The sequence below is a fragment of the Halomonas heilongjiangensis genome (genome assembly GCF_002879645.1).
GTDB lineage: Bacteria > Pseudomonadota > Gammaproteobacteria > Pseudomonadales > Halomonadaceae > Halomonas > Halomonas heilongjiangensis.
Window position 1 is genome coordinate 19,665 of record NZ_PNRE01000075.1, and the last position, 22,923, is coordinate 42,587.

General features: G+C 68.3%; 26 protein-coding genes and 1 pseudogene. 13 read left to right on the plus strand and 14 right to left on the minus strand.

The features are described 5' to 3' along the window. Positions 1–12 precede the first annotated feature (12 nt). The gene (locus C1H66_RS16610) at positions 13–741 is read left to right on the plus strand and encodes an amino acid ABC transporter ATP-binding protein (RefSeq protein ID WP_102628994.1); all 729 of its coding nucleotides are present in this window, start codon (positions 13–15) and stop codon (positions 739–741) included. Between the two features lie 68 nt (positions 742–809). Here the strand turns inward: C1H66_RS16610 and C1H66_RS16615 are convergent, their stop codons facing one another. Further along, the gene (locus tag C1H66_RS16615) at positions 810–1,310 is read right to left on the minus strand and encodes a hypothetical protein (protein WP_102628995.1); all 501 of its coding nucleotides are present in this window, start codon (positions 1,308–1,310) and stop codon (positions 810–812) included. Positions 1,311–1,534: 224 nt separating this feature from the next. On the opposite strand from C1H66_RS16615, the gene C1H66_RS16620 reads away from it, so the two are divergent. Then, on the plus strand, positions 1,535–1,963 hold the full coding sequence (locus C1H66_RS16620) for a host attachment protein (RefSeq protein ID WP_102628996.1): 429 nt from the start codon (positions 1,535–1,537) through the stop codon (positions 1,961–1,963). A 27-nt stretch (positions 1,964–1,990) separates the two neighbouring features. On the opposite strand, the gene C1H66_RS16625 is transcribed toward C1H66_RS16620, so the two are convergent. Then, positions 1,991–2,917 (minus strand): LysR family transcriptional regulator, encoded by a 927-nt coding sequence (locus C1H66_RS16625; protein ID WP_102628997.1) that lies wholly within the window; start codon positions 2,915–2,917, stop codon positions 1,991–1,993. Between the two features lie 145 nt (positions 2,918–3,062). On the opposite strand from C1H66_RS16625, the gene C1H66_RS16630 reads away from it, so the two are divergent. Next, the gene (locus C1H66_RS16630; RefSeq protein ID WP_102628998.1) at positions 3,063–3,839 is read left to right on the plus strand and encodes a ferredoxin--NADP reductase; all 777 of its coding nucleotides are present in this window, start codon (positions 3,063–3,065) and stop codon (positions 3,837–3,839) included. 86 nt (positions 3,840–3,925) lie between these two features. Here the strand turns inward: C1H66_RS16630 and glnK are convergent, their stop codons facing one another. The 3 genes from glnK to C1H66_RS16645 form a co-directional block, all read right to left on the minus strand. Continuing rightward, positions 3,926–4,264 carry a P-II family nitrogen regulator gene (gene glnK / locus C1H66_RS16635; RefSeq protein ID WP_102628999.1) on the minus strand — a complete coding sequence of 113 codons (339 nt, stop codon included), beginning with the start codon at positions 4,262–4,264 and terminating at the stop codon, positions 3,926–3,928. A gap of 135 nt (positions 4,265–4,399) precedes the next feature. Continuing rightward, complete coding sequence (locus C1H66_RS16640; protein WP_370741229.1) at positions 4,400–5,728, minus strand: ammonium transporter; 1,329 nt, start codon at positions 5,726–5,728, stop codon at positions 4,400–4,402. A gap of 33 nt (positions 5,729–5,761) precedes the next feature. Beyond that, the gene (locus tag C1H66_RS16645) at positions 5,762–6,100 is read right to left on the minus strand and encodes a P-II family nitrogen regulator (RefSeq protein WP_102629000.1); all 339 of its coding nucleotides are present in this window, start codon (positions 6,098–6,100) and stop codon (positions 5,762–5,764) included. A gap of 290 nt (positions 6,101–6,390) precedes the next feature. On the opposite strand from C1H66_RS16645, the gene C1H66_RS16650 reads away from it, so the two are divergent. Together C1H66_RS16650 and C1H66_RS16655 are read left to right on the plus strand one after the other, a co-directional pair. Then, on the plus strand, positions 6,391–6,735 hold the full coding sequence (locus tag C1H66_RS16650) for an accessory factor UbiK family protein (RefSeq protein WP_240618370.1): 345 nt from the start codon (positions 6,391–6,393) through the stop codon (positions 6,733–6,735). Between the two features lie 65 nt (positions 6,736–6,800). Continuing rightward, entirely contained in the window at positions 6,801–8,306 is a 1,506-nt protein-coding gene (locus C1H66_RS16655) for a YifB family Mg chelatase-like AAA ATPase (RefSeq protein WP_102629001.1), read from the plus strand. A 23-nt stretch (positions 8,307–8,329) separates the two neighbouring features. Here the strand turns inward: C1H66_RS16655 and C1H66_RS16660 are convergent, their stop codons facing one another. Continuing rightward, entirely contained in the window at positions 8,330–8,815 is a 486-nt protein-coding gene (locus tag C1H66_RS16660; RefSeq protein WP_102629002.1) for a hypothetical protein, read from the minus strand. Next, positions 8,812–9,795, minus strand: coding sequence for an alpha/beta hydrolase (locus tag C1H66_RS16665; protein ID WP_102629003.1), 984 nt, complete (start codon positions 9,793–9,795; stop codon positions 8,812–8,814). The genes C1H66_RS16660 and C1H66_RS16665 overlap by 4 nt, the downstream gene beginning before the upstream one ends. 244 nt (positions 9,796–10,039) lie before the next feature. Between C1H66_RS16665 and C1H66_RS16670 the strand changes: the two genes are divergently transcribed. Both C1H66_RS16670 and C1H66_RS16675 read left to right on the plus strand, forming a co-directional pair. After that, the gene (locus C1H66_RS16670) at positions 10,040–12,214 is read left to right on the plus strand and encodes a malate synthase G (RefSeq protein WP_102629004.1); all 2,175 of its coding nucleotides are present in this window, start codon (positions 10,040–10,042) and stop codon (positions 12,212–12,214) included. Positions 12,215–12,324: 110 nt separating this feature from the next. Beyond that, positions 12,325–12,738 (plus strand): PaaI family thioesterase, encoded by a 414-nt coding sequence (locus C1H66_RS16675; RefSeq protein ID WP_102629005.1) that lies wholly within the window; start codon positions 12,325–12,327, stop codon positions 12,736–12,738. Here C1H66_RS16675 and C1H66_RS16680 read toward each other — a convergent pair. Beyond that, on the minus strand, positions 12,714–13,106 hold the full coding sequence (locus tag C1H66_RS16680; RefSeq protein ID WP_102629006.1) for a DUF423 domain-containing protein: 393 nt from the start codon (positions 13,104–13,106) through the stop codon (positions 12,714–12,716). The genes C1H66_RS16675 and C1H66_RS16680 overlap by 25 nt on opposite strands. A 118-nt stretch (positions 13,107–13,224) precedes the next feature. Here C1H66_RS16680 and thiS point away from each other — a divergent pair, with 118 nt between their 5' ends. From thiS to trmB, 3 genes are read left to right on the plus strand one after another with little or no spacing between them, the layout of a single operon-like run. Continuing rightward, positions 13,225–13,425, plus strand: coding sequence for a sulfur carrier protein ThiS (gene thiS, locus C1H66_RS16685; RefSeq protein ID WP_102629007.1), 201 nt, complete (start codon positions 13,225–13,227; stop codon positions 13,423–13,425). Between the two features lie 50 nt (positions 13,426–13,475). Then, positions 13,476–14,273, plus strand: coding sequence for a thiazole synthase (locus C1H66_RS16690; RefSeq protein ID WP_102629008.1), 798 nt, complete (start codon positions 13,476–13,478; stop codon positions 14,271–14,273). A gap of 41 nt (positions 14,274–14,314) precedes the next feature. Continuing rightward, positions 14,315–15,061, plus strand: a complete 747-nt coding sequence (trmB, locus tag C1H66_RS23285; protein WP_102629009.1) for a tRNA (guanosine(46)-N7)-methyltransferase TrmB — start codon at positions 14,315–14,317, stop codon at positions 15,059–15,061. Positions 15,062–15,071: 10 nt separating this feature from the next. On the opposite strand, the pseudogene C1H66_RS16700 reads toward trmB, so the two are convergent. Next, positions 15,072–15,968, minus strand: a pseudogene (locus tag C1H66_RS16700) (DMT family transporter); the annotation flags it as partial. A gap of 45 nt (positions 15,969–16,013) precedes the next feature. Here C1H66_RS16700 and C1H66_RS16705 point away from each other — a divergent pair. Then, positions 16,014–16,925, plus strand: coding sequence for a LysR substrate-binding domain-containing protein (locus C1H66_RS16705; protein WP_102629011.1), 912 nt, complete (start codon positions 16,014–16,016; stop codon positions 16,923–16,925). 205 nt (positions 16,926–17,130) lie between these two features. Here the strand turns inward: C1H66_RS16705 and C1H66_RS16710 are convergent, their stop codons facing one another. Beyond that, positions 17,131–18,045 carry an AEC family transporter gene (locus tag C1H66_RS16710; RefSeq protein WP_102629012.1) on the minus strand — a complete coding sequence of 305 codons (915 nt, stop codon included), beginning with the start codon at positions 18,043–18,045 and terminating at the stop codon, positions 17,131–17,133. A 111-nt stretch (positions 18,046–18,156) separates the two neighbouring features. On the opposite strand from C1H66_RS16710, the gene C1H66_RS16715 reads away from it, so the two are divergent. Both C1H66_RS16715 and C1H66_RS16720 read left to right on the plus strand, forming a co-directional pair. Then, positions 18,157–18,669: a hypothetical protein gene (locus tag C1H66_RS16715; protein ID WP_240618371.1), complete on the plus strand. Its 513-nt coding sequence runs from the start codon at positions 18,157–18,159 to the stop codon at positions 18,667–18,669. Next, the gene (locus tag C1H66_RS16720) at positions 18,666–19,262 is read left to right on the plus strand and encodes an SCO family protein (RefSeq protein ID WP_102629013.1); all 597 of its coding nucleotides are present in this window, start codon (positions 18,666–18,668) and stop codon (positions 19,260–19,262) included. The genes C1H66_RS16715 and C1H66_RS16720 overlap by 4 nt, the downstream gene beginning before the upstream one ends. Before the next feature lie 13 nt (positions 19,263–19,275). Here C1H66_RS16720 and C1H66_RS16725 read toward each other — a convergent pair whose 3' ends face one another. From C1H66_RS16725 to C1H66_RS16740, 4 genes are all read right to left on the minus strand, one after another. Continuing rightward, entirely contained in the window at positions 19,276–20,325 is a 1,050-nt protein-coding gene (locus C1H66_RS16725) for an alpha/beta hydrolase family protein (RefSeq protein WP_102629014.1), read from the minus strand. Positions 20,326–20,334: 9 nt separating this feature from the next. Further along, positions 20,335–21,021: a BamJ family beta-barrel-assembly machinery protein gene (bamJ, locus tag C1H66_RS16730; RefSeq protein ID WP_102629015.1), complete on the minus strand. Its 687-nt coding sequence runs from the start codon at positions 21,019–21,021 to the stop codon at positions 20,335–20,337. A 131-nt stretch (positions 21,022–21,152) separates the two neighbouring features. After that, on the minus strand, positions 21,153–21,596 hold the full coding sequence (locus C1H66_RS16735) for a universal stress protein (protein ID WP_102629016.1): 444 nt from the start codon (positions 21,594–21,596) through the stop codon (positions 21,153–21,155). A 39-nt stretch (positions 21,597–21,635) separates the two neighbouring features. Continuing rightward, a complete protein-coding gene (locus C1H66_RS16740) occupies positions 21,636–22,919 on the minus strand; it encodes a TRAP transporter large permease (protein ID WP_102629017.1) in 1,284 nt (427 codons plus the stop codon). Positions 22,920–22,923: the final 4 nt, after the last annotated feature.

A 22,923-nucleotide genomic window follows, 5' to 3' on the forward strand; every position in this document is an offset into this window, starting at 1 on the left:
AGCGAGACCCCCATGGTCGAGATGCGCGGCGTCAACAAGTGGTACGGCGACTTCCATGTGCTGCGCGATATCGACCTGGAGGTCAGGCGCGGCGAGCGGATCGTCATCTGCGGGCCCTCGGGCTCCGGCAAGTCGACCCTGATCCGCTGCATCAACCACCTCGAGGAGCACCAGCAGGGCGAGATCGTGGTCGGCGGCGTGCCTCTGACCCAGGACGTCAAGCGCATCGAACAGATCCGTCGCAGCGTCGGCATGGTGTTCCAGCATTTCAACCTCTTCCCGCACCTCACGGTGCTGGAGAACTGCTGTATCTCGCCCATGTGGGTGCAGAAGAAGCCGCGCCGCGAGGCCGAAGCCGAGGCCATGAAGTACCTGGAGCGGGTACAGATCGCCGAACAGGCGAGGAAGTATCCGGGGCAGCTCTCCGGCGGCCAGCAGCAGCGGGTGGCGATCGCCCGCTCGCTGTGCATGCACCCCGAGGTCATGCTGTTCGACGAGCCCACCTCGGCGCTCGACCCGGAGATGATCAAGGAGGTGCTCGATGTCATGGTCGAGCTGGCCCGCGAGGGCATGACCATGCTCTGCGTGACCCACGAGATGGGCTTCGCCAAGACCGTGGCCGACCGGGTGATCTTCATGGATCAGGGCCAGATCATCGAGGAGAATGCCCCGGAGCCGTTCTTCAACGACCCGCAGTCCGAGCGTACCCGGCTGTTCCTCAGCCAGATCCTCGGCCACTGAGGCGGCGGCTGGAAACGATGAACCCCGGCGGCGGCCGGGGTTCGTCGTCATGGGGGCAGTCAGCGTGGCTAGAGTCGAGGCTCCCTGGACGAGGGGGCTTCGGCGACGCCGCCACCGGCCAGGTCGAGGGTCGGCTCGTTGCTGGCGCCGCGGGGGCGCAGGCGCTCGGCGGGCCGAGTCACCCTGGCGTTGCCGAGGACGCCGTCCCCGCTCTCGAGCGGGCGTGCCTCGCTGGTCCAGGCGGCCTCCTCGGCGTGAACCGCCGGGCGGCGCTCGAAGGAGCGGGTGACCACGGCGCCCGGGGCAAAGCCGGGACGCTGGCTCGCGAGGTGGTGGGGCAGCAGCCACAGCTCGGCGAGCAGGCGCAGGCCGATGGCGGCCAGCAGCCAGGTGCCGACGCCCAGCGCCAGCGTCGGCCAGGCACCGGCCCAGTCGACCGGGGCGAGCCAGGGGGTGCGGGGTGCCAGCCACAGGGCGGCGCCGGCGAGCAGGCCGAGCTGCAGCAGCAGGTGGCAGCTCAGCAGGGTGGAGCGGGCCAGGGGGCGGCGGGGAAACAGCAACTGTCGCATCGGGGGTCCTCCCGGAGGATGCACATCGTGATGATGAGTCGGGCCGGTATCCATACCGACTAGGCGAAATGCTACCCCAGTTCCCGGAACGCTGCAGTCACCACTTGCAACGACCGCTGCCGGGTTGACCAGTCGGGGCGGGCTTGCCAATGTTGAACGAGGGGCACAGCGTGGTGTCCGTAGAGCTTGGCTTCGCCTATTCAAACCAGCCTCAAGGAGTTGCTATGACAACCTATATCGTGGTGGCCGATGCAGCGCGGGCGCGGATCTTCACCCGCGATGCGCTCAAGCTGGTAGAGCATGACAGCCTGTTACACGCTGCGGGGCGGTTGCACGAGGGCGATCTGGTGACCGACCGCGGCGCGGACGTCCATGAGTCGATGTCGACGACGTCGCGCTCCTCCGGTGAGGAGAACTCCGCCTCACAGCATGAGGCGATCGTCTTTGCCAAGGAGGTGGCCGAGCGTCTCTACCGGGCCAGGGTCGACAATACCATGGAGAAGTTGATCATGGTGGCCCCACCGCGTTTCCTGGGACTGTTGCGCGACAAGCTCGATGGCCCAACCACCAAGCTGATCATCCATACCCTGTCCAAGGACCTCTCCAAGGCCAGCCTCGGCGATATCCAGGAGGCCGTCAGCGACCTGCGTTGAGGCACGGGCTGTGGATCGATGCCTCGATCACGGCACCTGGGGCAGGTCGATCTCGTCGCTGCGCCGGATGCCCTCGGTCATCTGCCGGCACAGCCGCAGGAACTCGCGCATGCCGGTGGCCAGGTACTTGTGACGGTGCCAGATGAAACTGAACTGGCGGCTCAGGTCGAGTTCCGGGGTGGGGATCGCCACCAGGCTGCCGCGCCGAAAGGCATCGCGCAGCGCCAGCTTCGATACGCAGCCGATGCCGAGCCCCGACTCCACCGCCCGCTTGATGCCCTCGGTATGCTCCAGTTCGAGCAGGATGTTGAAGCGTCCGCGCCGGTGGCGGGCGGCCTGCTCCAGGGTCAGGCGAGTGCCCGAGCCCTGTTCGCGCATGATCCAGGCCTCGCGCAGCAACCGGTCCAGTTCCACCCCGCCGGCCCCGGCCAAGGGGTGGCGGGGCGAACAGAACACCGCCAGCTCGTCCTCCACCCAGGGCTGGGTGATCACGTCGTCGTCCTCGCACTGTCCCTCGATCAGCCCCAGGTCGAGCTCATGATGACGCACGCTGTCGATGATGGCGCGGGTGTTGCGCACCGAGAGGCGCACCCGGCTCCCCGGGTGACGCTGCATGAAGTCGCTGATCAGCAGGGTCGCCAGGTAGTTGCCGATGGTCAGGGTGGCCCCCACATCCAGCGAGCCCACCCCCTGCTGGCCGCGCAGCAGTTCCTCGACCTCCTCGGCCCGATCGAGCAGGGCCACCGCCTTGGGCAGCAGCTGGAAGCCCAGGGCATTGAGCTTCAGCCGCTTGCCGATGCGATCCAGCAACTGGCAGTCGAACTGTCGCTCCAGCTCGGCCAGGGCGGTGCTTGCCGCCGACTGGGACAGGGCCAGGGCACGCGCGGCGTGGGATACGCTCTCGTGCTGGGCGACGGCGACGAAGACTTCCAGCTGACGCAGGGTGTAGCGCATGACGGGGCTCCCGAGACTCTATATCTGTAGTATAGATAAGGGTTATCCATACAATCCATTTAACAGATATCAGGCGATCTCTTAGAATTGCCGACATAGATTGCACGACGCACTTATGCGTCTATGGAATATCAAAGGAGTCGGCATGAGCAAATTCGCCCTTGAAGAGGTGCTCAGTGTTCACCACTGGAACGACACCCTGTTCAGCTTCCGTACCACCCGCGAGCGCAGCCTGCGCTTCAAGAACGGCCAGTTCGTGATGATCGGCCTCGAGGTGAACGGCAAGCCGCTGATGCGCGCCTACTCCATCGCCAGCCCCAACTACGAGGACCATCTGGAGTTCTTCAGCATCAAGGTGCCGGATGGCCCCCTGACCTCGCGGCTCCAGCATCTCAAGGTGGGTGACCAGATCATGGTCAGCCGCAAGCCCACCGGCACCCTGGTCACCGATGACCTGCTGCCGGGGCGCAATCTCTACATGCTCTCCACCGGTACCGGTCTGGCCCCCTTCATGAGCCTGATCCAGGATCCCGAGGTCTACGAGCGCTTCGAGAAGGTGGTGCTGGTGCACGGCGTGCGCAGCGTCAGCGAACTCGCCTATGCCGACTTCATCCAGAAGGCGTTGCCCGCCCACGAGTACCTGGGAGAGGAGATCGCCGAGAAGCTGGTCTACTACCCCACGGTGACCCGCGAGGAGTTCCATACCATGGGGCGCCTCACCGACCATATCCGCAGCGGCAAGCTCGCCGAGGATACCGGCCTGCCGGTACTGGATCCGCGCCAGGACCGCGCCATGATCTGTGGCAGCCCGGCGATGCTCGACGAGACCAGCGGCCTGCTCGACGAACTGGGCTTCAACATCTCGCCGCGCATGGGCGAGCCCGGCGACTACGTGATCGAGCGCGCCTTCGTCGAGAAGTAAGCTTCCCCGGCTTCGCCGGGAGCTTGAAGAAAACCGCCTCCGTGGTCTTGCCACGGAGGCGGTTCTATTTAGGCGCCTTCCAGCTGTCAGACCGCATCCTTGCCGGTTTCGCCGGTGCGGATGCGGATCACCTGCTCCAGCGGGGTGACGAAGATCTTGCCGTCGCCGATCTTCCCGGTATTGGCCACCTGGGTGATGGCGTCGATCACCTTCTCGGCCATCTCCTCATCCACGGCGACCTCGAGCTTGACCTTGGGCAGGAAGTCGACGACATACTCGGCGCCGCGATAGAGCTCGGTGTGGCCCTTCTGCCGGCCGAAGCCCTTGACCTCGGTGACGGTGATGCCCTGAACGCCGATCTCGGAAAGAGATTCCCGTACGTCGTCGAGCTTGAAGGGTTTGATGATGGCGGTCACCAGTTTCATGGTTGCTGTCCTCGTCCTGTCCGGGTGTCGATGGCCGGGGCCATCATGCTCATGGTGTCCAAGCATACACCGCGGAGGGGGTGAATAAAAAAGGCCCCCTGGGGGGCCTTGTCAAGTGCGTGAAGACGCGTGCGGTTATGGGGTATGCGGCTGGGAGCGGGCCTGTGCCACATGACCGCTGGAGCCGCGACCGAACCCCCCTCCGTTGACGTTGGCCACGCGGAACTCGGGATACGCCTCCAGGCCGCATTCGGCCAGGTCGACCCCTTCGTACTCTTCCTCTTCGCTGACCCGGATGCCCATGATGGCCTTGAGGATCAGCCACACGACCAGGCTGGCCGCGAATACCCAGATGAAGATGCCGAGGATGCCGATGATCTGGGCGCCGAAGCTGGCGTCACCGTTGGAGAGGGGCACCACCAGCACGCCCCAGATACCCACCACCCCGTGCACGGAGATGGCACCGACCGGGTCGTCGAGCTTCAGCTTGTCGAGGCTGACGATGGAGACCACCACGATGGCGCCACCCACGGCACCGATCAGCATGGCACCGAAGGCCGAGGGCGCCAGCGGCTCGGCGGTGATGGCCACCAGGCCGGCCAGGGCGCCGTTCAGGGCCATGGTCAGGTCGGCCTTGCGGAACCACAGCTTGGCCAGTATCAGGGCGGCGATGACGCCGCCGGCGGCCGCGGCATTGGTATTGACGAACACCTGGGCGACGTTGTTGGCGGAGAGCGCGTCGGACATCTTCAACTCGGAGCCGCCGTTGAAGCCGAACCAGCCCATCCACAGGATGAAGGTCCCCAGGGTGGCCAGGGGCAGGTTGGCCCCGGGGATGGCGTAGATGGTGCCGTCCTTGCCGTACTTGCCCTTGCGGGGGCCGAGGATCAGCACGCCGGCCAGGGCCGCGGCGGCACCCGCCATGTGCACGATGCCTGAGCCGGCATAGTCGGAGTAGCCGACCGCGTCGAGCCAGCCACCGCCCCAGGTCCAGTAACCGGAGATCGGGTAGATGACCGCGGTCATCACCACGGCGAAGGCGAGGAAGGCCCACAGCTTCATCCGTTCGGCCACGGCACCGGAGACGATGGACATGGCGGTGGCCACGAACACCACCTGGAAGAAGAAGTCGGAGCGCATGGAGTAGTAGGGGGCATCCTCGTCGCCGGAGAGCACCGCATCGACGCTGTTCTCACCGCCGATCAGGAAGCCCAGGCTCGGCAGGAAGCCGCCCTCACTGCTGGAGTACATGATGTAGTAGCCCACCACCAGGTACATGGTGCAGGCGATGGCGAACAGGGCGATGTTCTTGGTGAGGATCTCGGCGGTGTTCTTGGAGCGCACCAGGCCGGCCTCGAGCATCGAGAAGCCCGCGGCCATCCACATCACCAGCACGCCGCAGATCAGGAAGTAGAAGGTGTCGACCGCGTACATCAGCTCGGTCAGGTCGGTCAGCTCTGTCATGGGATGTCTCCGTGCAGGGAATCATGAGCGTCATCAGACGGCGTCGGCACCGCGCTCGCCGGTACGAATGCGGATGACGTCCTCGAGCGGGGTCACGAACACCTTGCCGTCGCCGATCTTGCCGCTGTTGGCGGCATTGCAGATGGCGTCGAGCACGCCCTCGAGACGGGCGTCGTCCACGGCGACCTCGACCTTGACCTTGGGCAGGAAGTCGACGACATACTCGGCACCGCGATAGAGCTCGGTGTGGCCCTTCTGCCGGCCGAACCCCTTGACCTCGGTGACGGTGATGCCCTGGACGCCGTTGTCGGCCAGTGCCTCGCGGACATCGTCGAGTTTGAATGGCTTGATGATGGCGGTGATGAGCTTCATCACGTGTCTCCACTACTGGGTTGGCAGCGGCTTGCCAGCCGCCGATGCATGACTGCCCTATCTCTGCGCAAACCGTGCCAGTAATGGGTAATCTTTTTATTATCAAGATGATGAATGGAAAATTTGGTGCAAAAGGAGGGGGGGGCATACGTGCTGGACCAGTGGCTGCACTGTTGTGGTGCTACTTCTCGACGTGAGTGCGCCATAACGGGGCGTGGCGGCGAATGCACGGGCATGGCGGCTTGCGTATCCTGTAGGCAGCCACCCCAAGATGACGCAGGAGAAACCCCATGGTGAGCCATGACCGGATCAGTCGCCTCGCCCAGCAGATCGGCGACCGGCTGCAGGGGGCCTCGCAGGCTCCGGAAGAGGTACAGAAGGGTATCCAGCAGGTGGTGCGGGGCGCCTTCGATCGCCTCGAGCTGGTGTCGCGTGAGGATTTCGACATCCTGATGGATGTGCTGCAACGCACCCGGGCCCGGGTCGAGGCGCTGGAGACACAGGTCGCGGCCCTGGAGGAGGCGCTGGACGCCCGTCGGGCCAGCGGGCCTGGCGGAGGGGTCAACGAGCCCGATGCCGTCGATGAGGCGGTGGTTCCCGATGAGAGTGCCGGCGAAAGCCAGGCCGAGCGCTGAGGCCAGCGGGCGAGGACGCCTTCGCTGGGCTAGCCTGAGGTCAGACGACACGCGAGGGACCGCGCATGACGCTGGCGATCATCCACACCCGGGCGGGCCTCGGCCTCGAGGCGCCCGAGGTGCAGGTCGAGGTGCACCTGGCCAATGGCCTGCCGGGGATGACCCTGGTGGGGCTGCCCGAAGCCGCGGTGAAGGAGAGCCGCGAGCGGGTGCGCAGCGCCCTGGTCAACGCCGGTTTCGACTTCCCCAATACCCGCCGTATCACCCTCAACCTGGCGCCCGCCGACCTGCCCAAGGAGGGCGGGCGCTTCGACCTGCCCATCGCCCTGGGCCTGCTGGTGGCCTCCGGCCAGGTGCCAGCGGAGGCGCTGGAGGGGATCGAGAGCGCCGGTGAGCTGGCCCTCGACGGGCGATTGCGCCCGGTCACCGGGGTGCTGCCGCTGGCCATGGCGACCCGTGCCGTCGGGCGCCGCCTGATCGTGCCGCGGGCCAACGCCGACGAGGCCGCCCTGGCCGGTGACCTCGAGGTGCTGCCCGCCGACCACCTGCTCGAGGTGGTCGCCCACCTGCTCGGCCAGTCACCCATCGCCCGCCATCGCCTGGCCCGGCCGGCCGCCATCGCGGGTCCCGGAGCCGACCTGATCGACGTGCGCGGTCAGCACCAGGCGCGCCGTGCCCTGGAGGTCGCCGCGGCCGGCGGCCACAACCTGCTGTTCGCCGGCCCGCCCGGCACCGGCAAGACCATGCTGGCGAGCCGACTGCCTGGCATCCTGCCGCCGCTCTCCGAGGACGAGGCGCTGGAGGTGGCGGCGATCCGCTCGGTCAGCGGCCTGGCGCTGCGCGAGCAGTGGGGCCAGCGCCCCTTTCGTGCCCCTCACCACACCGCCAGTGCCGTCGCGCTGGTGGGGGGTGGCTCGAAGCCGCGACCGGGCGAGATCTCCCTGGCCCACCACGGGGTGCTGTTCCTCGACGAATTCCCCGAATTTTCCCGCCACGTGCTGGAGGTGATGCGCGAGCCCATGGAGTCGGGACAGATCCATATCGCCCGGGCCAGCCATGAGCGCCGCTATCCGGCCCGTTTCCAACTGGTGGCGGCGATGAATCCCTGCCCCTGCGGCCACCTGGGGGATCCCCGCAACCGCTGCCAGTGCACCGCCGCCCAGATCCAGCGTTACCAGGCACGCCTCTCGGGGCCGTTGCTCGACCGCATCGACCTGCAGGTGGAAGTGCCGGCGCTGCCGCCGGAGCAGCTCACTTCCCGCGCGGTGGGGGAGCCGTCGGCCGTGGTGCGCGAGCGGGTGATGGCCGCGAGGGCGCGCCAGCAGGCCCGGGGGGCGCTGAATGCCCATCTGGCCGGGCGCGAGCTGGAGGCGGCCTGTGGCCTCGAGGCCGCGGATCGGGCCTGGCTGGCCGGGGTGCTGGAGCGGTTGCGGCTCTCGGCCCGGGCCTACCACCGGGTATTGCGGGTGGCCCTGACCCTCGCCGATCTGGCCGGGGCGCCCCGGCCGGAACGCGACCAGCTGATCGAGGCGATCGGCTATCGTCAGCTCGACCGGATGCTCAAGGGATAAGGGCCCGGCCCGGGGCCGGGGCGCTACAGGGCGGTGGCGTCGAAGGCGCCATGGATCTCCGTTTCCCACAGCGCCTCCTCGCTGCCCGGACGTCGCAGTGCCAGGTTCAACCGGTAGGGCAGCAGCTCCCGGTCGGAGAGCTGCAGGCGTGGGCCATCGGCCTCCAGTCGGCTGTCCAGTCGCCACTGGTTGTCCCCGCCCCCCTCGGCCATGGCGTCGCTCCAGTCGAGTACCTGGGGGCCGTCGGAGGTGCCGAGCAGGGCCCGGGTGAGGCTCTCGAGGAAGCGCTCGCGGCCGATGCTGAGGGCGTCATCCACCTCGGGCGTGGCCAGCAACAGGACCTGGTCGGCCGGCGGGCGTGGCAGCGGTGGCGCCTCGATGACGCGTTCGGCAGCGCGTTCACCGAGGCCGAACAACGCCTGGCGCAGGGTCTCGGGGCGGTCGGGCTGCGCGGCGCAGCCGGCCAGCAACAGGATCGGGAGCAGCAGGGCCAGCAGGCGCGTGTTCATCGATTCTTGGTCTCTCGTGGGGAAGTGGGCTCCAGGGCGGCGACGAAGCGGTCGAGGGCTTCGAACAGTGCCTTGCGGATCGGCTCGGCCTCGTTGACAAGGTGGTGGCGTGCCTCCGGGTGGCGAAGGATCTCGGCATTGGGAAACTTGCGTTCCAGCACTGCCAGGTTCCATTCCCAGTCCACGGTCAGGTCCTGTTCGCCCTGCAGGATCAGCGTCGGCACCGGGCTGGGCGGGAGGGCGAGCAGGCGCGGCATCCAGCGGCGCATGGCGCTGACCCACTCCATGGTCAGGCGGTCGGGCTGCAGCGGGTCCTGTTCGCGCAGGAAGACGGCGAATTCGGCGTCGGTGGAGTTGGCGCGGAACTTGCGCGGGATCGAGCTCACGAAGGGGCCGACCAGGCGATGCAGCCAGCTCGACTGGTTCCAGCCCCAGGGGCGCACCAGCGGGGCCAGCAGCGCCAGCCCCGCCCAGTGGCCATCGTCGCCGCGAGCGAGGGCATCGGTGGCCAGTATCGCCGCGCCGGTGCTCTGGCCGACCCCCAGCCAGGGGCGTGGGGCCAGGCCCTCCTCCTCGAGGTGCTGCTGCAGGCTCTGCAGGCAGCAGCCATAGTCATCGAAGTCATCGATGGAGGCGCGGGGGCCGCTGGAGAGGCCGTGACCCGGCAGGTCCCAGAGCACGACCCGCCAGCCGCGATCCAGCAGGCGCTCCAGCAGATGGCGATAGAGGCCGAGATGATCGAAGTAGCCATGGACCACGAAGGCGGTGCCGACCGGCTCCGCCGGGCTCCATACCTGGGTCCAGAGGCGGAAGTCACGGGCATCCACGTAGCCCACGTAGAGGCCCACGTGCTCGACGAGCAACGGTGCCAGGCCATAGTGGCCGAGGTAGCGCTCCAGGTCGTCGCTGCCGGGTACCAGGTCGGTCAGGTCGACCAGGGTGACGGGGCCCAGGGCCTGCAGTGGGGTAAAGTCGCTCATCGAATCCTCCGCAACGCCCGGACATGCTAGCGTCAAGGCGGTGGACGGGCCACTGATTCCACCCGGGCGGGTCGCCCGGCAGCCCATGATGTCTTATCTTTTGGTCTAGCTCGGCATGGCTTCCGAGGCTTCAGGGTTTACATATGGAATTATTTTCCACAAAATCCCGCACGCAGTCGCCCAACCCGACCCCGGCCGACCGGTGCAACCCAAGACCGGCTGCCAAAGCACGAGGAGATCCACCATGACCGAACGCGTCACTCGCCACCGCCTGCAGGTGGCCGCCGAGCTGGACCGTTTCATCAACGAGCAGGCGCTCCCGGGCACCGGCATCGACGCCGAGGCCTTCTGGTCCGGCGTCGACGCGCTGTTTCATGATCTGACACCGAAGAACCGTGAACTGCTCGCCGAGCGTGACCGCCTGCAGGAAAAACTGGACGCCTGGCATCGCGAGCACCCCGGCCCGGTGCGCGACATGGCGGCCTACCGCGCCTTCCTCCAGGAGATCGGCTATCTGGTCGAGGCGCCGGCCAAGGTCGGCATCACCACCGCCAACGTCGACCGCGAGATCGCCGTCCAGGCCGGCCCCCAGCTGGTGGTGCCGGTGAGCAATGCCCGCTACGCGCTGAATGCCGCCAATGCCCGCTGGGGCAGCCTCTACGATGCCCTCTACGGCACCGACGCCATCTCCGAGGACAACGGCGCCGAGAAGGGCGCGAGCTTCAACCCCCGGCGCGGCGAGAAGGTCATCGCCTACGCCCGTGGCGTGCTCGACCGTGCCGCGCCACTGGCCACCGGTTCCCACTGCGATGCGGTGAAGTACGCCCTGCGCGACGGCCATCTGGTGGTGACCCTCGAGGGGGGGCGCGAGACCGGCCTCAAGGATCCGGGCAAGCTGGTCGGCTTCAACGGCGATGCGGCCAAGCCCGACGCCATCCTGCTGGTCAACCATGGCCTGCACCTGGAGATCCAGATCGACGCCAGCCACCCGATCGGCAAGACCGACCCGGCCGGCGTCAAGGACCTGGTCGTCGAGGCGGCGCTGACCACCATCATGGACTGCGAGGACTCGGTGGCCGCCGTCGACGCCGAGGACAAGGTCGGCGTCTACGCCAACTGGCTGGGCCTGATGAAGGGTGACCTGGAGGAGCAGGTCGAGAAGGGCGGCAAGACCATCACCCGCCGCCTGCACGGCGACCGCCGCTGGACCAACGGCGATGGCGAGTCCGTCACCCTGCCGGGCCGCTCGCTGATGTTCGTGCGCAACGTCGGCCACCTGATGACCACCCCGGCGGTGCTCGACGCCGACGGCAACGAGCTGCCGGAAGGCATCCTCGACGGCATCGTGACCGGCCTGATCGCCCTGCACGACCTCAACAAGGGCGAGGACGAGCCGCGCAACTCCCGTTCCGGCTCCATGTACATCGTCAAGCCGAAGATGCATGGCCCCAAGGAAGTCGCCTTCGCCAGCGAGCTGTTCGGCCGCGTCGAGGACATCCTCGGGATGGCCCGCGACACCCTCAAGATGGGCATCATGGACGAGGAGCGCCGCACCACCGTCAACCTCAAGGCGTGCATCAGTGAGGCCGCCTCGCGGGTGGTGTTCATCAACACCGGCTTCCTCGACCGCACCGGCGACGAGATGCACTCCGCCATGGAAGCGGGCCCGATGATCCGCAAGGGCGACATGAAGAATGCCGCCTGGATCGCCGCCTACGAGAAGAACAACGTCCAGGTCGGCCTGGCCTGCGGCCTGCGCGGCCGCGCCCAGATCGGCAAGGGCATGTGGGCCATGCCGGACCTGATGGCGGCCATGCTGGAGCAGAAGATCGGCCATCCCAAGGCCGGTGCCAACACCGCCTGGGTGCCGTCGCCCACCGCCGCCACCCTGCACGCCCTGCACTACCATCAGGTAAACGTCACCGCCATCCAGCGCGAGCTGGAAGGCCAGGGCGAACCCGACCTGCTCGACGACCTGCTGACCGTGCCGGTGGCCGCCGAGGCCGACTGGTCCGACGAGGCGATCCAGCAGGAGCTCGACAACAACTGCCAGGGCATCCTCGGCTACGTGGTGCGCTGGGTCGAGCACGGCGTGGGCTGTTCCAAGGTGCCGGACATCCACGACGTGGGGCTGATGGAGGACCGTGCCACCCTGCGCATCTCCAGCCAGCACATCGCCAACTGGCTGCATCACGGCGTGGTCGATGCCAAGCGCGTGGAGGAGACCCTGGCGCGCATGGCCAGGGTGGTCGACGAGCAGAACGCCGGTGACCCGGCCTACACGCCGATGAGCGCCGACTTCGCCGCGTCCTCGGCCTTCCAGGCCGCCAGCGACCTGATCTTCAAGGGTCGCGAGCAGCCCGCCGGCTACACCGAGCCGCTGCTGCACCACTGGCGCGCCGTGCACAAGGCCAAGTGACGCCGCCTCGCCACGCGTGAACCAGAGCGCCCCGGGTATCTGCCCGGGGCGCTTTCGGTTATGTTGACGCGAGCGTCAATCCACCCCATCCACCGCCAAGGAGCCTGCCGATGACCGTGATGACCGCCGCCGCCATCGAGGACTTCCTCGATGAGGTCTTTCCCCAGCGCGCCGGGACCATCGAGGGCGTCGGCCACATGCGGGCCACCATGAGCCTGGCGATCGAGGACGAGCACCTGCGTCCCGGTGCCAGCGTCTCCGGCCCTACCCTGATGGGGCTGGCCGACGTCTGCCTCTATGTGGCGATCCTCGCCCAGATCGGCCCGGAGCCGATGGCCGTGACCAGCGACCTGCACTGCCGTTTCCTGCGCCGCCCGCGGGGTGACCGCGACGTCATCGCCAACGCCAGCATCGTCAAGCTGGGCAACCGCCTGGCGGTGGGGGAGGTGCAGCTCTTCTCCGCCGGCGACGAGCGGCCGGTGGCCCTGGTCACCGCCACCTATGTCTTGCCGGACGGCGACTGAGCGCGCAGCACGCAGACCGCCAGCGCCAGCCAGCCGGCGATCATCAGCACGCCGCCCAGCGGGGTGATCATCCCCAGGCCGCGTACGCCGGTCAGGACCAGGGCGTAGAGCGAGCCCGAGAAGAGCAGGATGCCGGCCGCCCAGAGCCCCAGGGCCAGGCGCTGGCCCGCCAGGGGGGTGCTGGCCCGCCAGGCCAGCACCGCCAGCAGTGCCAGGGTATGCCAGGCCTGGTAGCGCACCCCGGTCTCGAAGGCCGCCGCCAGGCGCGGGGCGAGCTGCCCTTCCAGGGCATGGGCGCCGAAGGCCCCGGCCATCACCACCAGGGCGCCCGAGAGCGCGCCTGCGAACCACCACCCCCTGTCCTGCATGGGCGAGCCTCCCGGTCTCTTGCGAATGGTTGCGAATCGCTGCCCACCGTACCCCGGCCGGCCCGACTCCGCTACAATGGTGGCCCCGCGAATCCCCCGATCACGAAGAGAGGACGCCATGCGGATTCAGCTCAATGGCGAAGCGCGCACCCTGACGCCCGACCTCACGGTCGCCGAGCTGGTCGAGTCCCTGGGACTTGCCGGCCGGCGCATCGCCGTGGAGGTCAACGAGGAGATCGTGCCGAAGAGCGAGCACGGCGAGATCCGGCTGGCCGAGGGCGACCGCGTCGAGGTCGTCCACGCCATCGGCGGCGGCTAGTCGCCGGGCCCCCGGCTGTCGGGCATTCCACGGGTATACAGGAGCAGAGCATGAGTGACTTTTTCCAGGACCAGCCGCTGAGCATCGCCGGACGCGAGTTCGCCTCCCGGCTGCTGGTCGGTACCGGCAAGTACAAGGACTTCGACGAGACGGCCGAGGCGATCGCCGCCAGCGGTGCCGAGGTGGTGACCTTCGCGGTGCGGCGCACCAACCTGGGGCAGGAGGCCGGTGAGCCCAACCTGCTCGACGCCGTCCCTCCGGAGCGTTTCACCCTGCTGCCCAATACCGCCGGCTGCTACACGGCCAAGGACGCGGTGCGCACCTGCCGGCTGGCCCGGGAGCTGCTCGACGGCCACAAGCTGGTCAAGCTCGAGGTGCTGGGCGACGACTCGACCCTCTATCCCAACGTGGTCGAGACCCTGTCGGCCGCCGAGACGCTGATCGCCGATGGCTTCGACGTCATGGTCTACACCAGCGACGACCCCATCGTCGCCCGGGAGCTCGAGCGCCTCGGCTGCTGTGCGATCATGCCGCTGGGCTCGCTGATCGGCTCCGGTCACGGCATCCAGAACCCGCACAACATCGGCCTGATCATCGAGCAGGCCGGCGTGCCGGTGCTGGTGGATGCCGGCATCGGCACCGCCTCCGACGCGGCCATGGCCATGGAACTCGGCTGCGACGGCGTGCTGATGAACTCCGCCATCGCCCATGCCCGCCAGCCGGTGCTGATGGCCAGCGCCATGAGGAAGGCGGTGGAGGCCGGCCGCGAGGCCTTCCTGGCCGGGCGCATGCCGCGCCGGCAGAGCGCCGACCCGTCCTCGCCCTTCGCCGGCCGCATCAACGGCTGAGCCACCCGCAACCCGTGCCCCAGAGAGTCCCACCCGATTCCATGAACGATCCGCAACACGACGCGCCCGCCTCGACCACCGGCCCGGAAGGGCCCGACGCCCCGCTGCACCGCCGCGGCATCAAGAGCTATGTGCTGCGCGCCGGCCGGATGACCCAGGCCCAGACCCGTGGCCTGGAGGAGGTCTGGCCGCGGCTGGGCCTGACCCTGGCCGATGGCCGTCAGGACCTCGAGGTGCTGTTCGGCCGCCGGGCGCCACGGGTGCTGGAGATCGGCTTCGGCATGGGGGCCTCGCTGGTCGAGCAGGCCGAGACCCATCCGGAGACCGACTTCATCGGGATCGAGGTGCATGCCCCCGGCGTCGGCAAGCTGCTCGACGAGGCCGACAAGCGCGGCCTGACCAACCTTCGGGTCTATCGCGAGGATGCCCTGGCGGTGCTCGAGCAGTGCCTGCCGGAGGCGAGCCTCGATACCCTGCAGCTGTTCTTTCCCGATCCCTGGCCGAAGAAGAAGCACCACAAGCGACGCATCGTCCAGCCCGCCTTCGTCGAGCTGGTGCGCACCCGGCTCAAGCCCGGTGGCACCTTCCACCTGGCCACCGACTGGCAGGCCTACGCCGAGTGGATGGCCGAGGTCATGGCCGCGGCGCCGGGCTATCGCAATGTGGCAGCCCCGGACACGGCGCCCTATGTGCCGCGACCGGCGTTTCGCCCGCTGACCAAGTTCGAGGCCCGCGGCGAGCGCCTCGGTCATGGTGTCTGGGACCTGATGTATCGACGCAGCGAATAGCCAGGCCGACACCGGCGATGGCAATGCCCATGCCGATGATGCCCTGCTCCCCCGGGTGTTCGCCGAACATGGCCGCCGCCCAGAGCAGGGTCACGGCGGGGGTCAGGTAGACCAGCGTCGAGGTCAGGGTCACCCCGAGCCGGCGCAGGCTCGCGACGAAGCACCCGTACCCCCCCAGGCTCGATAGCACGATCAGCCAGCCGAGGGCGGTGATGCTGGGCAGGTCGGCGGCGGGAAGCGCGAGGGTGCCACCGCCGGCGATCAACGCGGCCAGCGTGAAGATGCCCGTGGCGGCAAGGAGCTGGGACAGCAAGGTTGCCGAGATCGGCATCGCCGTCGCCCAGCGCACGGCCAGCAGGCTGCCCAGTGTCACCGCCACCACCGAGCCGAGCGGCAGCAGGTAGGCCCACGGCGGAGCCCCGCCGCCGCGCCCGAGGTCGTCGGCCACGTACTGCATCATCCCCAGGGTGGCGATGGCCATGCCCACCCAGCCACGGGTGGCCAGGCGCTCGCCGAGCCAGGGGCCGGCCAGCGCCGCCGCCAGCAGCGGTTGCAGGGCGGTGATCAGCGCGGTCACCCCGGCGCTGACGCCGAGCTGGATCGCCAGGATCACCCCCAGCAGGTATCCCCCCATGGTCAGGCTGCCGATGGCCATTTCGCGCAGGACGTCCCGCCGTGCCAGCCGACCGGTCCCGCGCAGCCGCCAATACAGGCCGACCAGCAGGCTGGCGAGCAGGAAGCGCCAGGCAAACAGCGCCAGCACCGGCGTGTCGGCCTCGATCGCCAGTCGTCCGCCGACGAACCCCGAGCTCCAGCACACCACGAAGCCGATGGCGACCAGCAGCGATGTGAAGGGCAGTGGCATCTCGCTGTCTCCCTCGATGAACGGGCCTTGAGCCTGAGGCATATATCGACTTCAATGAATCGATATTATCTTCATTCAGGTTTCAACATGGCTGAAGTCTCGACCGCGACGCTGGATCTCGAGCTGTTGCGCAGCTTCCAGGCCGCCGCCCAACTGGGGTCGCTGGCGGCGGCGGCGCAGCAGCGTCATCGCACCGTCAGTGCCATCAGCATGCAGATCAAGCGCCTGGAAGAGGCGCTGGGCTCGCGGCTGCTGGAGCGGGGCTCGCGCGGGGTGACGCCCACCGCGATCGGCGAGGCCCTGCTGCAGGAGTCGCGCGAGCTGTTGCGGCTGCACGACGGCATGCTGTCGCGTTTCACCGGCCGGGGGCTCGGCGGCAAGGTACGCCTGGGGCTCCCCGAAGACTATGCCCGGGAGCTGCTGGGCAGCGTGCTGCCGGAGTTCATGGCCTATCATCCCGATGTGCTGCTGGAGGTCGTCACCGCCACCAGCGGCGAGCTGGCGCGACAACTGAACCGCTCCCGGCTGACGCTGGCGGTGATGCTGGATCGGCCCCACTCGCTGCCGGGCGGCGAAACCCTGTGGCATACCACGCCGGTATGGGCCGGCCCGCGCAGAGGTGAGTTGAGCGCAAGGCCGCGCCTGCCCCTGGCGCTCCACGAGGTCGACTGCCCCTACCGGGCCCTGGCGATCGAAGCGCTGGAAGCCCTCGGCAGGCCCTGGCATGCGGTCTTCACCAGCACCAGCATTCATGCCGTCGAGAAGGCGGTGGAGATGGGCCTGGCGGTCAGTGTGCTCGATCGCGAGCGGTTGACGTCGGCCATGCGCGAGCTCGGCAGTGAGGACGGCTTGCCGCCGCTGAAGCGTTGCGAGGCGAAGCTGTTCTTCGCCCGGCAGATCGAGGTCTCCTCGCGACCGGCGGTCGAGGCCCTGGCCGCGCTGCTGCGCGAGCGCCTCCACGAGCGCGGCCCCTGGCATGCGGTGCCGCGGCCGGCCTGATCGGGCGACATGCGCTGAACAAAAAAACGCCACCCGGGTGGGTGGCGGCAAGACCGTGACTAGCAATGAGAGGGAGAAACCATGGCAGGAGACTGGCGGGCCCTGCCCTGGCCGTGGCGCCTCATCAACGCCACACCTGCAAAGGTAATCATTCTCATTTAGTTCGTCAACACAAATGCGAATATTTTTTGTTTAAGCCCTGCCGCTAGCCGAGGAGCCGCAGCCACAAGGGCAGCGTCACCATGGCCAACAGGGTCTGACCGGTGATCAGCGCCGCCATCAGTTCGGCGTCGCCCCCCAGTTGACGGGCCAGGATATAGGCCGAGGTGGCGGTGGGCAGGGCGGCAAACAGCAGGGCCACGTCGCGGCTCACCGGGTCGAGTCGCAAGACCAGGGCGAGCCCCAGCACCAGGGCCGGCATCAGCACCAGCTTGATCAGGTTGGTGGCCCAGACACCGCGGTCCAGGCGGATCAGGGCGGCGGGGCGCAGTGCCACGCCCACCGCCACCAGGCCCAGTGGCAGGGCGGCGCGCCCCAGCAGTTCCACGGTGGCACCGCTCCAGCCGGGCAGGCCGATGCCGCTGAGGTTGAGGCCGATGCCGATCAGGCAGCCGAGGATCAGCGGGTTACGTACCAGCGCGGCCAGGCTACGGCCGAGGCTGGAGGGCCCCAGGGTGCCGGCGGCGATGAAGCTGGCCACGCAGAGCACATTGACCACCGGCACCATCAGTGCCACGGCCACCGCGGCCACGGTGGCCCCGGCACCGCCATGAAGCGCCGCGGCGCCGGCCACGCCGACATAGGTGTTGAAGCGCAGGGCGCCCTGGAAGGCCGAGGTGAAGGCCGGTGGTTCGAGCCGCAGCCGGTCCCGAAGGAGCCACAACAGGGCGCCGAACAGGCTCATGGCGCCGAGCAGGGCCAGCGCCAGCCGGGCGACCGGCACCTGGCTCACGTCGGCGGTGGCCAGGGTCGAGATCAGCATGGCGGGAAACAGCAGGAAGTAGATCAGCCTTTCCAGCCGTGGCCAGAAGTCGCCACCGGGCTGGCGGGTCCAACCCAGCACGGCTCCCAGCAGGATCAGCAGGAACAGCGGCCCCAGTGCGCTTGCCACTCCCTCCATGAACGCCTCCCTCGTCGTGCCGCCCTGCGACATCCTTGCACAGTCGACTCAGGGCAAATGCTGATAAGCTTACCCGCATCCTGCCCCCTCTGGAGTGCTTCTTTCGCCGCCATGCCCCACCACCCGCCGATGGAAACCGGTGTCTCGCGTTCCCCGCTGCTGCGCCTGCTGATGCTGGTGACACTGGGGGTCATCGCCGTGGCGCTCTGGTACCTGACCAGCTACAGTCTTCGCGGTGGCGGCGAGGTGCGCTGGTTTGCCCCCGAGGCCCCTTGCGACTTGCATGTCGGCGCCTGCGCGGCGACCCTTGATCGGGGCGTCAGCCTCACGCTCGAGGCCGACGTCGCCGGGCGGATTCGGGCGCTGGAGCCCCTGCCCCTGGTCGTGACCCTCGAGGGCCTCGAGGCCGAAACGGCACGGGTCGAGTTCGTCGGCCGCGACATGGACATGGGGCTGCATCGCTTCCCGCTCACCCGCGGTGCCGACGGCGTCTTCCGCGGCGAGGGCCAGGTGGCGATCTGTACCGAGTCGGTCATGCCGTGGCGGGCGCGGGTGGTAGTGGAGACCTCCCGGGGAAGCCTGGGGAGCTGGTTCGATTTCGATGTGGAGCGACACACACCATGAAGCGACAGGGGATCTGGGTGGGGCTGGCCGTGATCGTGATGGCGACCGCCCTCGGCGGTTATGCCTGGTACCAGCAGCAGGTGGCCGGTGGCACGGGCCACGGGGCGCAGGGCGGCCCGGTGGAGCTCTCCTCGACCCATGGCGACTTCTCGCTCTCCCGGCTCGACGACGATCAGCTGGCGATCCTCTTCTTCGGGTACACCTACTGCCCCGACGTCTGTCCCATGAGCATGGCAGTGGTGCGCCAGGCGCTGGCCGAGCTCGACGACGAAAGCCGCGAGCGGGTGGTGCCGGTGTTGATCTCGGTGGACCCCGAGCGCGATACCCTGGAACGGTTGGCCGAGTACACCGGCTATTTCGGCGATGCCTTCATCGGCGCCACCGGCAGTGAGGCGCAGCTCGAGGAGATCGCCGAGCGCTACGGCGTGGTCTGGCGCCGCGTGGAGACGCCGGAATCGGCGATGGAGTACACCATCGACCACAGCTCGTCGCTCTACCTGGTCGACCGGGAGGGGCGAATCCAGAAGCGAGTGCTCTATTCGCCCGCCCCCCATGCGCTGATCTCGGCGCTGGAGAGCGAGCTGGGGGGCTGACGCCGATCGGTAGTCACGCCTCCGGGGATTGTGCCAGTCGATCGATCATGCCCATCAGGGCGCGTGTCTGGGTGCCCTCGCGGGTGTCGTGCAGCGGATCCAGCTGCCAGGTGCTTTCGGCGAACCCCCACCAGTCCCAGCAGCCCTGGGGATTGGCCAGGCTGGTATCCGCCTGGGGGTAGAGGATCACGCGACGATTGGTGGCCGCCCACTCGTTGAGCCCGCTGTGACGCACGAAGGCGTCGCCGATCTGTCCGGCGCCCATGGTGCAGCCGTGCAGCACCACGGTCAGCCCGCAGTCACCCTCCTCGCATCCCTCGGGCACGAACAGATAGCCCGCTTCGTCGAATCCCTTGCCGTCGAGGAACGGGGCCTGGGTAAAGCGCGTCAGGTGGTCGAGGGGGGCCGTTTCGGCCGGCGGGTCGAGTGCGCCATGCAGCCAGCCCAATGCCTCGCCGGCGATGTCCAGGCCACAGGCCAGCAGGTGGGTACCGCCCCCGGCGCGGCAGCCGGCAAGGATATCGACGGGGGTCTCCTCTCGGGTGGCCACGGGCCAACCGTGGCCGATAGCCTCGCTCTCGGTCAGTTGGAGCTGCTCCTCGGGGCTCTCCAGCCAGCCCTGCATCTGCTCGGCCAGGGCACGCCCCAGGGCCGGCGACACGGTATCGTCCTCGGTGCCATGCCAGATGAACACCCGCAGTCGCGCCAGTGCCTGGGGGTCGCCCACCAGGCCGCGCTCCACGTACTCCCGATGGCGGTTGGCCAGTTCGTCCAGCTCCGGGGCGCCCAGCCGCGTTGTCATGCATTGTCCGAGCGCGAGACGCAAGGCCCCCTGGGCGCAGGACCAAGGGCCGGCGCCCAGCACGGCGAGGCCGGCGAAACGCTCCGGCCAGGCCACCGCCAGCTGGGTGGCCATGTAGCCGCCGGAGGAGACGCCGACCACGCTGATGTCGTCGGCGGCGATGCCCAGTCGGGGTAGCTCGGGGAGCCGCTCGGCGGCCGCAGGGGCGACCGCCAGCCCTGCCAGAACGAGGCCGGCGGCGACAGAGACAAGGAGGTTCATGGTCGGTGGTCAGTCGGCGTCAACGCCGAGCAGCTCGACCTTGAAGATCAGCGTCTCGTGGGGGCCGATGGGGCCCTGGCCCTGGGCGCCATAGGCCAGCTCGGCGGGGATGACGATCTCCCAGGTGTCACCGACGCTCATCAGCTGCAACGCCTCCTGCCAGCCCTCGATCACCTGGCCGACCCGGAAGCTGACCGGCTCGCCGCGCTCGTAGGAGCTGTCGAAGACGGTACCGTCGATCAGGGTGCCCTCGTAGTGCACCTCGACGCTGGACTCGGGGCCAGGAGAGGCGCCGTCGCCGGATTCCAGCACCTTGTACTGCAGGCCGGACTCCGTGACCTCGACGTCCTCTTCCTCGGCGTTGGTGGCCAGGAAGGCTTCGCCGTCGGCGCGGTTGGCTTCGGCCAGCTGCTCGGCCTCGGCCTCGCGGGCGGCCATGGCCTCCTGCTGGAAGCGCATCAGGGCCTCGGCCATCTCCTCGTCGCTCATGGCCAGTTCACCGCCTTCGAAGACGTCGCGAATGGCCTGGGTGAAGGCGTCGACGTTCAGGTCCTCGACGTCCTGCTGAATGCTCTGGCCCAGGGTCACGCCCAGGCTGTAGCCCAGGCGCTCGTCGTCGGTTTCCGGTGTCGCCAGCGCCAGGGGGGCGGCGCCCAGGAGGGCGGTCAGGGAGGCGGTGGTCAGCAGTCTCTTCATCGGCAAGCCTTGTGGTCCGGGCGCCGCGGCGCCAGTGCATGGAAACCATGGGACTGTAACAGGGCCGGGCCGGTTCCGCACCAGAGACCGGCGCGGTGCGGGAAGCCGGCCCGGGAGGCGGGGGGGGGGGGTCAGACGACCAGCGTGGGGCAGTGGGCGGAGCCCGCGACCCGCTGGGCCACGCTGCCCAGCAGCATGCTCTTCTCGCCGTTGGTGCCCTGGGAGCCGATCACGATCAGGTCGCACTCGCGCTTGCGCGCGAAGCGCACGATGGTGCGCGAGGGGCGGCCGCCCTTGACGAAGGCGCGCAGCCTGGTCGGCTCGGCCCCCAGCGCCAGGGCTTCGCCCTTGGCATGCACGGCGATCTCGGTGGCGTACTCCTTGAGGGCGTCGTCGGGGATGTCCAGCTTGTCGGGCCGGACCATGGAGAGCGAGGCCTCCAGCAGGCTGTGGTGCTTGAAGACGCAGAGGATGTAGAGCTCGGCGCCGGTCAGCATCTGCAGCCCCACGGCCTTTTCCAGGGCCTTCAGCGCCCCCTTCGAGCCGTCCACCGGTATCAGTATCCGATTGAACATCGTTGCCATCTCCTGGGGTCAGTGGGTCTGGACAGTGGCTCAGCGGAAGGCCAGGTCACGCAGGAACAGCGCGATCTGCGGGAAGATGATGATGAGAGCGGCCGCCAGCACCAGCATGAAGACGAAGGGGGGCGTGCCGCGGATCACTTCCCAGTAGGGTCGCTTGAAGATGGCGATGGCGGTGAAGATGTCGCAGCCGAAGGGCGGGGTCGCCGAGCCGATCGCCACCTGCAGGGTGATCAGCACGCCCACCAGCACCGGGTCGAGTCCGGAGGCGGCGATGGCCGGGGCGAAGATCGGCGTCAGCACCAGGATCACCACAATGGGGTCGACGAACATGCAGGCGACGAAGAAGGCCACCGAGATGGCGACCAGCACGCCGATCGGCCCGGCCTCGTTGATGCCGAAGGCGGCAAGGAGCGTCTGCGGGATCTGGGCGAAGGAGATGATCCACGAGAAGCCGTTGCCGACGGCCACCAGGATGAACACCACCGCAGTGATCAGGCCGGTCGACTTGGCGATGGTGTAGATGTGGTGAAGCTTCAGCGAGCGGAAGACCACGAACTCGAGCAGCACCGCATAGAGCACGCAGGCCGCCGCGGCCTCGGTGGGGCTGAAGACGCCGCCGTAGATGCCGCCGACGATCAGCACCGGGAAGCCCAGCGGCCAGAGGGCGTCGCGCACCGCCAGGCCCCGCGTCTTCCAGCTGGAACGCGGCTCGGTGGGCACGTCCTTGACGATGGCGTAGATCACGCAGTAGACCGAGAACAGGGCCAGGATCAGCAGCCCCGGGCCGATGCCGGCGATGAACAGCTCGCCGATGGAGGTGCCGGAGATGACCCCGTAGATGATCATGCCGATGCTCGGCGGGATCAGGAAGGCGATGTCGCTGGAGTTGATGATCAGCGCCAGGGTGAAGGGGTCCTTGTAGCCGGCCTTGAGCATACGGGGCCGCAGCGGCGAGCCGACCGCCACCACCGTGGCCTGGGTCGAGCCCGAGACCGCGCCGAACAGCGTGCAGGAGGCCGCGGTACTGACCGCCAGCCCGCCCTTGATGTGGCCGACGAAGGCCATCACCATGTTGATCAGGCGGTTGGCCGACTGGCCGCGGGTCATGATGTCGGCGGCCAGGATGAACAGCGGTACGGCGATCAGCGCCGTGGGGCGAATACCGCCCATCATTTGCTGGATCAGGGTTTCCATCTGGCCGAAACCGCCGAAGGTCATGTAGAAGCCGACGAAGGCCGCGGTGGCCAGGGGGATCATCATCGGGAAGCCCAGCAGCAGCAGCACGATCATGATGGAGACGATGATGGTTGTCATGGGG